Raw genomic sequence first — 14,063 nt, 5'->3', positions numbered from 1 at the left:
CCTCCCTCTGCGGTAACCCTCACCGGCAGCGTAGCGGCGGGGATTGACAGCGGCGCGGCACTGGGCAAAAGTGACTGCGCCCACCCCATGTCCGTCCAGCGGACGAGTGTACGCAGAAGTGCGTGGAGAACGAGGCAGCGATGACGCAGCCCACCGACGGCCGGCCGGTCCTCCTGCGCGGCGGCACGGTCCTGACCCTCGACGACACCCGCCGGGTCCTCACCGGCACCGACGTCCTGGTCACCGGCGACCGGATCGCCGCGATCGGCCCCGCGCTGGACGCCCCGCCGGGAGCCGTCGAGATCGACGCGACGGACGGGATCGTCATGCCGGGCATGATCGACACCCACCGCCACATGTGGCAGACGGCCATGCGCGGCTACGGCGCCGACTGGACGCTCACCCAGTACTTCGTCTGGTACTACCTGGAGTGGGGCAAGGTCTTCCGCCCCGAAGACATCCACGCGGGCAACCTGCTCGGCGCGTGGGAAGCGCTCGAAGCGGGCGTCACGACCACCGTCGACTGGTCCCACGGCCTGCAGACCACCCAGCACGCCGACGCCGCGGCCGACGCGCTCGAATCCGTGCCCGGCCGGTTCGTGCTGGCCTACGGCAACATCCAGGACGCCCCGGCCACCTGGACGGGCACACCGGAGTTCCGCGACTTCGTCACCCGCCGCACCGGCGGCGACCTGGGCTTCCAGCTCGCCTTCGACGTCACCGGCGACCCGGCGTTCCCCGAGAAGGCCGCCTTCGAGGTGGCGCGCGAGCTGGGCGTGCCGGTGACGACCCACGCCGGCGTCTGGGGCGCGACCGGCGACGACGGCATCCGGCTGATGTACGACAACGGCTTCATGACGCCGGAGACGGTCTACGTCCACGGCGCGTCCCTCTCGGCCGACTCCTACCACCGCATCGCGGCCACCGGCGGCTCGGTGTCGGTGTCGACCGAAAGCGAGCAGAGCGCCGGCCAGGGCTACCCGCCCACCTGGGCCTTGCGCGCGTACGGCATCCCGGTGTCGCTGTCGATGGACACGTCGGTCTGGTGGAGCGGCGACCTGTTCTCGGCGATGCGCTCGACCCTCGGCGCGGACCGCTCCCGCGAGCACCTGGAAGCCCACAAGCTGGGCGAAACCGTGACGCACGCGGCGTTGCGCGCCGAGCAGGTCGTGGAATGGGCCACCCGCGGCGGCGCGACGGCGCTGGGGCGCGCAGCCGACCTGGGCAGCCTCGAGGTCGGCAAGAAGGCGGACGTGGTGCTGCTGAAGAACGACGCGTCGCCGGTGTCGTTCCCGCTGCTCAACCCGTACGGCCACGTCGCGTTCCAGGCCCAGCGCGCCGACGTCCACACGGTCCTGGTCGACGGCCGCATCGTGAAACGCGACGGCGCCCTGGTGGGCGTCGACCTGCCGGCGGTCCGCCGCGAAGTGGAGTCCACAGTGGACTACCTGCGCGCGCAACTGGGCGAAGAAGCCTGGCGCCAGGGCATGAACCCGGACGTCCCGCAGACGAAGGTCCTGGACAACCCGTACACGTACACGACCTACCAGAGCGACTCCACCCACGGCGGCTGAGGACTACCTCGACCGCGACGCGTACTCCGTCAAGGCCGTGCGGTTCTGCAGGTTCGACTTCGCCATCAGGCTCGCCACGTGCTTCTCCACCGTGCGTGGCGAGATGTGCAGCCGGCGGGCGATGTCCTTGTTGCCCATGTTGTCCGCCAGCAGCTGCAGCACCTCGTACTCCCGGACCGTCACCCCGGCCGAACGCAGGTCGGCCGGGAGGCGGTCGGTGCCCTCGCGGCGCTGGCCCACCGGGGCGCCGATCTTGCGCAGCAGGCCCCGGCACGCGCTCGCCACCGCCGAGATGCCCGCCTGGTGGAAGTACTCCTCGGCCTCCTTCAGCCACGTCACCGGGTCGCCCCAGCCGTCGGCCGCGGCTGACTCCGCCACCATGCGCAACCCCAGGTGCCGGCTGACCGGGAACAGCGCCGCCGCGTCCACCGCCTTCGCCAGCGCCGCGTCGGCCAGCTCCGCCTCGCCCGCGCGGCCGTGCCGGACCGCCTCGCCCAGCAGGACGAACTGGCGGTTCCAGCGCATCCCGCTCACCGCCGCCCGCGGCTCACCCGGCTCCGTCTCGATCCCGTCGAGGGCTTCGACCAGCAGCCGCAGGCCGTGCTGACCCGCCAGGTGGAACCGGCTCGGCTGCCGCTCCTCCAGCGCCATCACCTGCGCCAGCTCCCGGCGCGCGCGGTCGGCGTCCTCCTCCAGCAGCGAGCAGAACACCTGGGCCAGCCCGACGCTGAGCACCATCTCCTGCGCCGTCCCGCCGCCTTCGGCGCGAAAGTCGTCCAGCGCCAGCTCCATCCGCGCCCGGTCGGCCTGGTGCGCGGCGACCATCGCGCGCGTCATGTGCGTGTACTGCAGCAGCGCGACCAGCCGCAGCCGCCCGAGGACGGCGAGGTTCTCGGCCAGGATCCGGTCCGCGTGCTCGAACTCGCCGCGCATCACCGCGTGCACCGCGCGGCTCGCGTCGACCGCGCAGGTCAGCGTGATCGCGCCGGTCCGCTGGGCCTCCGCGCGGGCCAGGTCGAACGTCCGGACGTCGCCCTCGGCCAGCATCCGGTGCCCGCCGAGGCGGACCAGCACCTGGGTCCGCAGGTGCGTCAGCTGGTGGCGCTCCGCGAGCCGCCGCGCCAGCTGCAGGTAGCGCTCGGCCTCCGCGAGATCGGTCTCCAGCGCCACCATGCCGAGCACCTGCAGCGCCTGGCACGACACGAACGGCACCCCGGCGCGCTCGGCGACCTGCCACGCCTGGTCGGCGAGCTTCCGGGCGCGTTCGGTGTGGGCCGGGCCGGGGACGTCGAGCCACAGCGTCGCCTCGACGGCGTCGACGGCCGCCCGCTGCTCCTCGGCCATCTCGTCGCCCAGCGGGGCGCGAGCCTGCTCGATCTGGTTGAGGCACTCGTCGTGCCGCCCGGCGATGTAGGCCGCCCAGGCCAGCTGGATGTGCAGGTCGACCGCCCGTTCTAGCCGGCCCAGCTCGGCGAAGCGCGCGGAGAACTCGACGGCCCGGTCGAACTGCCCGGTCTGCCCGAGCGCGTGCAGCAACGCCTCCAGCGCGTCGGCCCGGTCCTCGGTCCCCGCCGCGGCCAGCAGCTCGACGGCGCGGGTCAGCATGGTCACCGCCGTGTCGGCGGCCCCGCCGTCACGCGCGCGGCGGCCGGCTTCGGCGAACAGCCGGCCGGCGCCGGGGTGGTCCATCGCGGTCAGCCGCAGCGACGCGGCCAGCGCGCACAGCTCCCCGGGCAGGCCCGGGTGCAGCAGCTCGACGGCGTCGGCGGCCTTGCGCGCCAGGTTCGCCTTCGTCGAGGGCACCAGCCGCGACAGCAGCGCCTCGGCGGTGAGCGGGTGCCGGAAGGCGTACCAGCCGGGGGTGGTCTCGTCGGTGGTGACGAGGTGCGCGGCGACGCTCGCGCTGATGTGGTTGTGCAGCATCCGGTCGTCCATGTCGGTGACCGCCTGCACCACCGACAGCGGGAACCGCCGCCCGAGCACCGCGGCCACCGACAGCAGCGTCTCGCCGTCCGAACCGAGCGCGTCGACCCGGGCGGCGATGCTGCTGATCAGCGCCTCGGGCACCCGGGCCTGCAGCTCGCCGACCACCTGCCAGCCGCCCGATCCGCCGACGAGCAGGCCGTCGCCGAGCATCCCGTGCAGCAGCTCCTCGACGACGAACGGCACGCCTTCACTGTTCTGCCACAGCAGGTTCGCGACGGCGGCCGGGACCGCGTCCGGCTCGGTCTCCAGGCACGCCGCCGCGAACTCGCGCGTGCGGGCGGCGTCCAGCCGGGTCAGCTCGAAGGTGCGGCTCGACGACCGTTGCGACGCCGCCGTCGCCAGCCGCAGCGCCTCGCCGGGCTCGTTGCGCAGGGTGCCGATCAGCATCACCTTGCCCGACGCGAGGTTGTCCACCAGGTACTCGACGATGAACAACGTCTCGGCGTCGGCGTTGTGCAGGTCCTCCAGCACGATCAGGCAGCCCTCGGCGCGCCCGGCGACCGACAGCAGCCGGAAGACGGCCTCGGCCAGCACCATCAGCGAGCCGTTGTCGTGCGGGCGGTCACCGCGGTACCAGTCGGGCACGAGCCGGGCCAGCACCGGCACCAGCGGGTCGAGCTCCGGCGCGGCCGGCGGGTGCCCGCCGCGGAAGTGCGACAGCAGGGCTTCGGCGAGCGGCCGGAACGGCACCATCGGCCCGATCGAGCTGGCCCGCCCGCGCAGCACCGGCATCCCGGTCGCCAGCGCCCGCGCGGCGACGTCCGCGGCGAGGCGGGACTTCCCGATCCCGCCTTCGCCGACAAGGAAGAAGGCCCCACCGTGCTCGGTGCGGGCCTTCTCCAGAGCCTGGGACAGTGCGCCGAGCTCCCTGTCCCGCCCGATGAGGCGCGTCGAACGGATGCCCATGAGCGGGGACTATAGCCGGACGGATCACTTCCGGATGCCCGTCGAAATACCGGCGGGCCGGTGTCTCACTATTCGGTGAAACCCCCGGTGACGACCGTGACGTCGAACGTGGTGAGCGAATTCATCGAAGCCCTCGGGGCCCGCCCCGACAGTGCGTGGTTGCGGGCGCCGGTCCGGGCCGACGACGGGAGGGTCAAGTCGCCGATCGGGTTGTCCATGGCGGCGGTGTCGTGCTCGGTCATGCGGGTGTCTCCACTCTCGGTAGTACTGGCGGTGCGAAAAGGACGGACGGTCAGAGGGCGAAAGTGCCGTTGGTGACGACGGTGGGTTCACCGAGCGTCTCCAATGTGATCCCGGACAACCGGGGCCGCGCCCCGGCCAGCGCCTGGTTGCGCGCACCGGCGCGGTTCGCGCGCGGGAGCACCAGGGCGCCGACGGTGGCTTCGACGGTCTCGGCGGTGATTTCGGGCATCGTGCGTTTCTCCTCGTGCAGGTGGGGCGGGACGGTCAGCGAGTCGGGGGTTGCAGGAGCAGCGCGGACGGGACGCGCGGGCCGAAGCCCAGGCGCAGCAGGCCGTAGCCGATGCCGGCCAGGCCGGTCAGCAGGCCCGGCGACGGCACGGCGTCCGGGGTGCCGCAGCGCGCGCCGTCCTGCTCGACGGCGGTCAGCAGCTGCCCGGTCCGGCGCTCCACGGCGGCCGCGGCGCCGGCGTGGCCGGTTTCGGCCAGGACGCCGAGCACGTCGGTGATGCCGGTTTCGCCGTGGCACAGGCTCAGGTCGCGCAGCGGGTCCTGGGCGGCCAGGCGCCGGACCTGCTCGTCGAGACCACCGAGAACGCCCGGGTCGCCGGCGTAGGCGAGGACCTGCCCGGCCAGGCCGGAGCACCAGCCGTGCCCGGTCGCCGCGGTCGCGGGCGGCAGGGTCGCCGTCTCACGCGGGTGCCCGAGCAGGGCCCAGTCGACGCCGGCCGCGCCGTGCGCGAACCCGGGGTCGGCCAGGTCGGGGTCGATGGACCGGCCGGCGAGCTCGGTGGCGTAGGCGTCGGCCAGCAGGGCCGCGCTCGCGAGCCCGGTCTGGGCGGCGACCGACCGCAGCGCGACCAGGCCACCGGCGAGACCGGTGGTGAACCGCGGTGACGTCGCCGGCGTCGCGCCCGGCATCACGGCGACGGTCCGGGCGGCCAGGTCCAGCAGGTCGGGCCGGGCGAGCAGCCGCGCCAGCCGGGCCAGCGCGTAGGCGACACCGCCGAGCCCGAGCAGGCCGCCGCAGCCGGCCGCCTCCGCGAGCTCCGAGTCGGCTTCCAGCTCCGAGACCAGCCACGGCAGCCCGGCCAGGGCTTTCCCGGCGAGGTCGTGGTAGCGGTCGATGCCGGTCAGCTCCGCGAGCTGGGCCAGGAACAACGCGACGCCGGTGTAGCCCTCGCCGAGCCCGGCGCCCATCGGCAGCACGGCCCAGTACTTCTCGTCGACCAGCTCCAGCCCGACCCAGTTGACCCGGCCGCCCACCGAAGACGCGCGGGCGATGATGGCGTCGGCGATGCCGCACGCGGCCGAAAGCAGGTGCGCGGGCTCGGGGCTCTTGCTCGGCAGGACGCCGTCGGTGACGCCGGTGCCGGCGTGGGTCTCCTCGGCCGGGCGGGTGGCCAGCGCGGCGGAGATCAGCCACTCCTGGTCACGGCGGTCGATCGTGGTCATCCCGGCGATCTTCGCCAGCACCGACGCCAGCGGCGTCGCGCTCAGCATGTCGGGCAGCCGCTTGCCCTCGGCGTCCCACAGGTCGGCCGAACCGGGCTCGCCGGAGAACATCGGGACGTCGCCGGCCCACAGGTCGGTGAGCTCCGCGGCGATCAGGCCGCGGCGGACGTCGTCGGTGCTGTCGTCGTGCAGCAGCGCGAACGCCTCGTCGCGCTCGGCCGCGTCGGCCAGCAGCGACGGGTGCGTCGTCTCGTCGAGCATCCGGGCGTAGAAGCTGGTCGGGCGGACCAGCACGCGGATCTTGTGTGCCGCGCAGCCCTCCAGCAGGGGAGCCAGCTCGGCCGCGCCGTCGGCGATGGTGTCGTAGCCGGCGCGGAACCCGGCCAGCAACGCGGCACCGTGCTCGGCCGGTTCGACGTCGACCCCGCCGAGGGTGGGCCGGTTGACGCCGGCGCCGGGGCCGCCGGGGACGCGGGCCAGCCGCATCCGGTCGGTGCCCGGCTCCAGCCAGTCGACGCGCTCGAGCGCCGGGGTGGTGACGCGGCCGCCGCCGAGGCCGGAGATGTCGACCGCGCCGTGCTCGCCGACGATCATCTGCGGCAGCAGCATCGTGCGGTGCACCGAGCGGGCCAGCAGCGTCGACGCCGGATCGGCGGTGGCGTCGTCCGCGGCCAGCAGGGGCTGGAACAGCGTCTCGATGTCGATCAGCACCGGCTGGTCACCGGCCGCGATGATGTTCTCGAAGTGCACGTCGGTGCCGTCGAGCGCGTGCAGCAGAGCCAGCAGCACGCCCTGGCGGCGGTAGAAGCGGTCGACCTCGGTCAGGTCCGCGCACGGCCGGTGCTCGACGAACCGCAGCCAGCCGTACCCGGGCCGGACCAGGACGTCGACGGTCTCCAGCTCCAGGCCGGGGACACGCGGGTTGAGCCACGCGACGACGTCGGTGAACGCCGCGTGCAGGCCCAGCGGCCGCGGCTTGTAGACGACCCGGTCGCCACCGTCGAAGCGCAGTTCGCGCACCGAGCGGCCGCGCTGGTGCGCGTCACCGGTGCCGCCGGTGATCTCGGCCAGCCGGCCGAGGCCGGCGGTGCCGATGAGCCCGGCCAGCGCGTCGCGGTCGGTGGCGTACCGGCCGAGCAGCTCCGTGGCCGACTCGATCGCGTACAGCCCGGCCTGCGCGGCGAGCCGCGCCAGCACCGGGTAGCGGTGCAGCAGATCCGTGAGCCCGGCGGTGGTGCCGGCCTGGCGGACGAAGTCGGCGAAGCGTTCTTCCCCGGTCTCCCCGGCGAGCCGGCCGGCCCGGCGGGCCCGGCCGAGCTCCAGCACCAGCGTGCGGGCGGCGAGCCCGGCGAGCTGGTGGCCCAGCTGCGCGGCGCAGCCGTCCGCGACCGAGACGACGTCGACGGCGGGCGCAGCCGCTGCGGCGTCGGCGATCGCGGCGCGGACCGCGCCGACGAACGGGTGGAACACGGACGCGAACGCCGTGCGCCAGGTCGGGCCGGACGCCGGCGCGGCCGGTGCCGCCGCCGCGAGCGCGGTCTCGGCGAAGTCCACCCACGCGGGGCGGAGGCCGTCGGACCGCCGCTCACGCGGGGTCAGGCCCGCCGCCCACCAGGTGGGCGGGAGCGTCGTCGTCGCCGGGTTCGGCTGCGGGGGAATCACGAGATCGAGCATGCCAGCGGGTGACCGGGGTTACATGGGGGTGCTGCGCCCGCATTCCGGCGCCAGATGGGGGCGTACTGGGGGCTCATAGGGGCACCGCCGGGAAAACGCCTGGTCGCGGAACCCCCGGTTGGGCCGGACGGACGTGGCGGTTGCGCCGTTCGGCGGGCGGGCCGCACGGGGGCGTGAAGCGGCAACAAGCCCCGAACGGACGCGGTACACCACCCACGTGGGTCACCCCGGCGCACCGGGTTCCGCACTCGCGCGCGCGGCCGCGACGCCCACGCGCGAGGCGGTCATGGGGGCTCGCGGCGCCGCCGGAATGCGGGGACGCGGCACCCATGTGCGCCGGGCCGCCGGCGATGACTATTCGTCTCGAGAAGTTCGTGGCCGCACCCCGCCGCGCCGCGGACGTTCCCCGAACTCAAGGGAGCGAGCGCACGATGACCACCTTCCAGATCGAGCAGCACCCCGACCGGCCCGGCGTGGCCGGGCGGCGACCGCTCAAGTTCGTCCTCTCCAGCGTCCAGTCCGACTCGCACATGTGGAACCTCGTCGCCCTCCAGCTGATCATGGAGGAGATGGGGCACGAGGTGCTCAACCTCGGCGCCTGCGTCCCGGTCGAGCGGCTGCTGGCCGCCTGCCGCGACGAGCGGCCGGACTGCCTGGTGATCAGCACCATCAACGGCCACGGCCACGTCGACGGCGCCCGGGTGATCTCCGCCCTGCGCGCCGACCCCGAGCTGACCGGGCTGCCCGCCGTCATCGGCGGCAAGCTCGGCGTCCGCGGCGACGCCAACAGCGAGCTGCGGGCCGAACTGCTGGCCCTGGGCTACGACGCGGTCTTCCACGTCGGCGCCGGCGACTCCGGCCAGGCGATCGAGTCCTTCCGCGAGTTCGTCGCCGCGAACGTCCGGACGTTGCGGTGAGCGCTGCCCGGTCGGTGTTCAGCAGCTTCGTGGCCGAGCACCGCCGCAGCCGGACGCTGCTCGTCCAGCCGCGGATGGGGTTCTCGGACCCGGCCATGATGCGCCGCGGGCTGCACGCGGTCGCCGGGGCCGGGGTGCCGGCCGTCGGCACCGTGACGCTCGACAGCTACACCCGCACCGGGCAGCACGACCTCGCCGCCATGTCGCTCGAATCCGGCGTCCAGCTCAACGGCTACCCGCTCGTCGCGCTCGGCACCGGCGTCACCGCCGAGCTGCTCGACGGGCTCTTCGGCCCGCGGTTCCCGGTCCAGGTGCGCCACGGTTCGCCGCAGCCGGAGGACATCTTCGCCGCGATGCTCGAAGCCGGCCTGGACGCCTCCGAAGGCGGCCCGGTGTCCTACTGCCTGCCCTACAGCAGCGTGCCGCTGCGCACCGCGACGGCGTCCTGGTCCCGGTCGGCGACGCTGCTCGCGGCCCAGGCCGACCGCGGCGTGCTCTGCCACCTGGAGAGCTTCGGCGGCTGCATGCTCGGGCAGCTGTGCCCGCCCGGGCTGCTCGTGGCGCTCTCGGTGCTGGAGTGCCTGTTCTTCGCCGAACACGGCGTCCGCAGCGTGTCCGCCAGCTACGCCCAGCAGACCAGCCCCGACCAGGACGCCGAAGCGCTGTGGGCGATGCGGCGGCTGTGCGCCGAAGAACTGGCAGGCGTGGACTTCCATATCGTCCTCTACACCTACATGGGCCTGTTCCCGGAAACCCCGGCCGGGGCGCGGGAGCTGCTGGCCGAGAGCGTGCGGCTGGCCGTGCGCACCGGCACCGAGCGGCTGATCGTCAAGACCACCGCCGAAGCCCACCGGATCCCGACCGTCGAGGAGAACGTCGACGCGCTGCGGCTGGCCCACGCCACCGCTCTCGACCAGCCCGCGCCCGGCCGGCCGCCGTCCGGGGACACCGAGGTCTACCTGCAGGCCCGCCTGCTCGTCGACGAGGTGCGCTCGCTGGCCCCGACGATCGCCGAGGCGCTGCCGGCGGCGTTCGAACGCGGCCTGCTCGACGTCCCGTACTGCCTGCACCCCGACAACGGCAACGAAACCCGGTGCGTGCTCGACGACGAAGGCCGCCTGCAGTGGTGGCACACCGGGCGGATGCCGCTGCCCGCCGCGCTCGGCGGCCGCCGCAGCCGCGACCGGGTCAGCGCGACCCGGATGCTCGCCGATCTGTCCTACCACCGGCGGCGGCTCGATCCCGTCCTGCCGGGCCCGAGCACCGAACCCGCCCGCGCCTGACCCACCTCTGCCGACCAGCTGGGAGTGAAATCGCCATGGAGTACACCGATTCCGCCGTGCCGCCGGACCCGCGGACGCACCTGACCTCGGACACGACCAAGCACGTGCTGCGGCTGCAGCACCGGATGCTCACCGAGGCCCGCGCGTTCCTCGGCGGCCGCGGCTTCGTCGAGCTGCTGCCCCCGGTCATCGGGCCGGTCACCGACCCGGGCGGCCGCGGCGCGAAGCAGGTGGACATCGACTACTACGGCCACCGCTACAAGCTGATGACCAGCGCGATCCTCTACAAGCAGGCCTCGCTGCTGGGCTTCGACAAGATCTTCTACGTCGCCCCGAACGTCCGGCTCGAACCGCTGGAGACGGCCAGCACCAGCCGCCACCTCGCCGAATTCCACCAGCTCGACGTCGAGGTCTCCGGCGCGTCCCGCGACGACGTCCTCGACCTGCTGCAGGACCTCGTCGCCCACGTGGTGCGCCGGGTCGTCGACGACGCCGGCGACGTGCTGGAAGCCCTCGGCCGCGACTCGGGCGCGTTCGCCGACCTGCTCGGCGGCGCGTTCGGCCGGCTGTCGCACACGACCGCCGTCGAGACCCTGCGCGAGCTCGGGCACCCGCAGAGCGCGGACGCCGAGATCGACTGGGCGGGCGAGGCGATCCTGTCGGAGAAGCACGCCCGGCCGTTCTTCCTCGTCGACTACCCCAAGGGCTCGCGCGGGTTCTACGACCGCGAATCCACGTCGCAGCCGGGGATCCTGCGCAACTTCGACCTGATCGCGCCGGAGGGCTACGGCGAGCTGTGCAGCGGCAGCGAGCGCGAGCACGAGTACGGCCGGATCGTCACGCGGATGCGCGAGACGGGGGAGAACCCGGCCAAGTACGCCTGGTACCTCGACCTCGTCCGCGAGGGCATCCCGGGCAGTGCCGGGTTCGGCCTCGGGCTGCAGCGGTTCACCCGCTACGTCGCCGGCCTCGACGCGGTGTGGCAGGCCACGGCGTTCCCGAAGCTGCCGGGCGTGGTGTCCCCGTGACCGCGCTGCACGCCGGGGGCTTCCCCGAGGACGACGTCCGGGCGCGCGCCCGGCTGGGTGCCGAGGCGGTGTTCCCGCCCGCGGCCGAGTACGGCACGACGTTGTTCGGCTTCTCCGCGGGTGTTTCGGGTGATTCCTTGGAGTCGGCTCGGCTGGTACCGCCGGTGTTCATGCCGCGGCGGCTGGAGAAGCTGATCGAGCTGGGCCGCGAGCCGCTCTACGGCGACGTCGAGCTGGACACCGTCATCGGCGGGTTCGCCTCGGCACTGCCGCTGTACCTCTCGGCGTTCGGATCGACGCAGGTGGCGGGCGCCGGGCTCGGCGCGGCCGCGAGTGCCCAGGCCGCGCGGCTCGGCATCCCGATGGTGGTCGGCGAGAACGTCGTCCCGGTCCACGGCCACGGCCGCACGGGCGGCGCCGCGGCGGGCACGCTGCTGGAGCGCCTCCGGGCCTACGGCGACGCGGTCCCGGACGGCCTCGGCGGCGTCGTCGTGCAGCAGAGCACCGAAGACGCCGACGCCGAAGTCTGGAACCTCGTGTATTCGGACCCGTCGGCGGCACCGCTGCTGGACTCGGGGCGGCTGGCGTTCGAGCTGAAGGTGGGCCAGGGCGCGAAGCCCGGCCTCGGCGGGATGACCCTGGTCGACCCGGCGGCGGCGGACCGGCTCGCCGAGCAGTACACAGTGGACCTCACACTGGGCGACGGTGTGCTGCGCAGCAGCAGCCCCGGGACGTTCACCCCGGAGATCCTGCGTCAGCAGATCCGCTTGATGCGCAACAACTTCCCGCGCGCCGGCGTGTGGGTGAAGCTGCTCCCGGGCCGCGACGTCGCCTCGGCGGCCACGGTCGCCTGGGCGGCCGGCGCCGACGCGGTCACGGTCGACGGCGCGGAGGGTGGCACGGGCTGGGCGCCGACGGCGTTCCTCGGCGTCGGACTTCCCCTGGCGGAGTGCCTGGCCCGGATCGGCGCGCCGGCCGGTTGCTTGCTGACATCCGGCCGGATGTGGGAAGGCACCCGGGTGGCGAAGGTCCTGGCCCTGGGCGCCCGCGCGGCGGGTCTCGGCCGCGCGGCACTGCTGGCGGTGGACACCGACCCGCGCGAGGGCCTGGTCCGGTTCGTCGAGGCTTTGGCGCTGGAACTGCGGCTCTTGGTGAGTGCGCTGGGCCAGTACCGCGCGGACGCGCTGACCTCCGAGGACGTCTGGATCCCGGGAAGTGCGGGCCAGGTCCGTGAGCAGGTGCTGTCGTGAGCGCCCGGTTTGCGGGTCTGCCACGACCGCGGGCCGGCGCATCCAGGCAGGGGGCGGCGGGGCAGGCCTGCGCGCCGGGCGGGTTCGGTTTCTTCTCGGCCGCGTTGTCCACCTCGGACTCCGCCGGGGGTGTGGCATGACCGCCGAACCTGTGAGCCCGCCGGACCTCGCCGCGGCCGAGCTGGGTGCTGCGGTGAGTGTGCCGCGCGCCGCGGCCGAACCCGGTGGCGGTGCGGGCGTTTCGCGCAGTGCGGCCGAGCTGGGTGTTGCGCAGACCGAGCCGACGGCTGCGGCTGAGCTGAGTGGTGCCGCCGCGTCCGGTTCGCGGTCCGCGCTGCCTGCTCCTTTCCTCGGGCTGGTGCTCGCCATGGGGTTGTCCTCCTTCGGGGACGCCGTCTGGTTGATCGCTCTCTCCGTCACCCTCGTCGGGGCCGCCGGGCCTGCGGTCGCGGGGCTTGTGCTCGCGCTCGGGTCGCTGCCCAAGGTGCTCACCCTGCTCGTCGGGGGCGCCGTCGCGGATCGGACCGGGCCTCGGCGGGTGCTCGTCGCCACCGATCTGATCCGGGCCGCCGCCATGGTCACCGGGGCCGTCTGTGTGCTGTTCGCCGGGCCTTCGCTGCCGCTGCTGACCGGGCTGATCGTCGTCATGGCCGTCGCGAGTGCCTTCTTCATCCCGGCGTCCGACGCGCTGCGGCCCAACCTGCTGCCGCCCGAGCACCTCGTGCGGGGCAACGCCGTCTACCTCGCCGCCGTCCGCGGGGGGCAAGCTGCCGGCGGGGCGCTCGGGTCGTGGCTGGCCGGGCTCGGTGGGCTCGTCACCGTCGCCGTCGTCAACGGGGTCAGCTTCCTCGTCTCCGCCGTCGCCGCCGGCAACACCAAGACTCTCGCCCCGGCGCAGCCCCGCGAACGCGTCCGGGTCAAGCAGCTCCTCAAGGACGTCGGTGAAGGCTGCCGGTACGTCGCCGTCCGGCCCGCGCTGCGCACCGCCATGATCGTCACCGGGCTGCTCGAACTCAGCGGTGCCGGGCCGATCAACCTCGGGCTCGTCCTGCTCGGCGGCAAGAAGGGCGCCGGCTGGCTGCTCACCGCGATGACGCTCGGCGCGTCACTGGCCTTCATCGTCTCCGTCAAGTGGCCGCCCCGCGAACGCGCCGGGCTGCTGGCGACGTGCGGGCTCGGCGCCCAGGTCGGCTGCCTGGCCCTGCTCGCCACCGGCTCCCTGGCCGTCAGCATCGCCGCGTTCTTCGCGCTCGGCCTGGTCGCCGGGCTCACCGCGCTGGTCCTGGTGTCGCTGGCCCAGCGGTGGTCCGCGCCCGAGATGCGCGGCCGGGTCATGTCGATCCTCGCGCTGTTCACCCTGGCCGCCACCCCGATCGGCAACCTCCTGATCGGCCTGCTGGTCGAGACGCTCGGCGTCCCGCTCACCATGTTCGCCCACGCCGCGGTCGCGCTCGTCGCGTTCGCCCTGCTCGTCGCCACCCCGGCACTCGGCCGGGCCGCACTCACAGAGGAGAAGAAGTCATGAGCAACCCCTTCGAAGACGAGAACGGCACCTTCCTGGTCCTGGTCAACGCCGAGAACCAGCACTCGCTGTGGCCGTCCACTGTGGACGTCCCGGCCGGCTGGCGGACCGTGCACGGCGAAGACACCCGCGCCGCCTGCCTCGAGTACGTCGAGACGCACTGGACCGACCTGCGCCCGGCGAGCCTCGTCGCCTCGATGCGCTGACCCCCTCCCCGCCGGCAGATTC

Annotated in this window: 11 protein-coding genes; 7 read left to right on the top strand and 4 right to left on the bottom strand. The window is 73.9% G+C overall.

Annotated elements, in window-relative coordinates; all coding sequences use genetic code 11:
- The first annotated feature begins 140 nt into the window (after window positions 1-140).
- Window positions 141-1,574 carry an amidohydrolase family protein gene (locus MUY22_RS37150; RefSeq protein ID WP_247051852.1) on the top strand — a complete coding sequence of 478 codons (1,434 nt, stop codon included), beginning with the start codon at window positions 141-143 and terminating at the stop codon, window positions 1,572-1,574.
- A 3-nt stretch (window positions 1,575-1,577) separates the two neighbouring features.
- On the opposite strand, the gene MUY22_RS37145 is transcribed toward MUY22_RS37150, so the two are convergent.
- The 4 genes from MUY22_RS37145 to MUY22_RS37130 form a co-directional block, all read right to left on the bottom strand.
- On the bottom strand, window positions 1,578-4,466 hold the full coding sequence (locus MUY22_RS37145) for a helix-turn-helix transcriptional regulator (protein ID WP_247051851.1): 2,889 nt from the start codon (window positions 4,464-4,466) through the stop codon (window positions 1,578-1,580).
- Window positions 4,467-4,534: 68 nt separating this feature from the next.
- Complete coding sequence (locus MUY22_RS37140) at window positions 4,535-4,708, bottom strand: hypothetical protein (protein ID WP_247051850.1); 174 nt, start codon at window positions 4,706-4,708, stop codon at window positions 4,535-4,537.
- A 50-nt stretch (window positions 4,709-4,758) separates the two neighbouring features.
- Window positions 4,759-4,938, bottom strand: a complete 180-nt coding sequence (locus MUY22_RS37135; protein WP_247051849.1) for a hypothetical protein — start codon at window positions 4,936-4,938, stop codon at window positions 4,759-4,761.
- Window positions 4,939-4,973: 35 nt separating this feature from the next.
- Entirely contained in the window at window positions 4,974-7,823 is a 2,850-nt protein-coding gene (locus tag MUY22_RS37130; protein ID WP_247051848.1) for a type 2 lanthipeptide synthetase LanM family protein, read from the bottom strand.
- Window positions 7,824-8,266: 443 nt separating this feature from the next.
- Between MUY22_RS37130 and MUY22_RS37125 the strand changes: the two genes are divergently transcribed.
- The 6 genes from MUY22_RS37125 to MUY22_RS37100 all read left to right on the top strand — a co-directional run bounded on the left by MUY22_RS37125 (window position 8,267) and on the right by MUY22_RS37100 (window position 14,041).
- The gene (locus tag MUY22_RS37125) at window positions 8,267-8,752 is read left to right on the top strand and encodes a cobalamin B12-binding domain-containing protein (RefSeq protein ID WP_247051847.1); all 486 of its coding nucleotides are present in this window, start codon (window positions 8,267-8,269) and stop codon (window positions 8,750-8,752) included.
- Window positions 8,749-10,035, top strand: a complete 1,287-nt coding sequence (locus tag MUY22_RS37120) for a methylaspartate mutase (RefSeq protein WP_247051846.1) — start codon at window positions 8,749-8,751, stop codon at window positions 10,033-10,035. Before MUY22_RS37125 ends, MUY22_RS37120 begins: the two co-directional genes overlap by 4 nt.
- Window positions 10,036-10,070: 35 nt before the next feature.
- Window positions 10,071-11,063 (top strand): asparagine synthetase A, encoded by a 993-nt coding sequence (locus tag MUY22_RS37115; protein WP_247051845.1) that lies wholly within the window; start codon window positions 10,071-10,073, stop codon window positions 11,061-11,063.
- Window positions 11,060-12,313: a glutamate synthase-related protein gene (locus MUY22_RS37110; RefSeq protein WP_247051844.1), complete on the top strand. Its 1,254-nt coding sequence runs from the start codon at window positions 11,060-11,062 to the stop codon at window positions 12,311-12,313. Before MUY22_RS37115 ends, MUY22_RS37110 begins: the two co-directional genes overlap by 4 nt.
- A 136-nt stretch (window positions 12,314-12,449) precedes the next feature.
- A complete protein-coding gene (locus MUY22_RS37105) occupies window positions 12,450-13,838 on the top strand; it encodes an MFS transporter (protein ID WP_247051843.1) in 1,389 nt (462 codons plus the stop codon).
- Window positions 13,835-14,041 carry an MbtH family protein gene (locus MUY22_RS37100; RefSeq protein WP_247051842.1) on the top strand — a complete coding sequence of 69 codons (207 nt, stop codon included), beginning with the start codon at window positions 13,835-13,837 and terminating at the stop codon, window positions 14,039-14,041. Before MUY22_RS37105 ends, MUY22_RS37100 begins: the two co-directional genes overlap by 4 nt.
- Window positions 14,042-14,063 lie beyond the last annotated feature (22 nt).

The organism is Amycolatopsis sp. WQ 127309 (assembly GCF_023023025.1).
Lineage (GTDB): Bacteria > Actinomycetota > Actinomycetes > Mycobacteriales > Pseudonocardiaceae > Amycolatopsis.
This window is presented reverse-complemented; position numbering and strand designations above follow the sequence as displayed.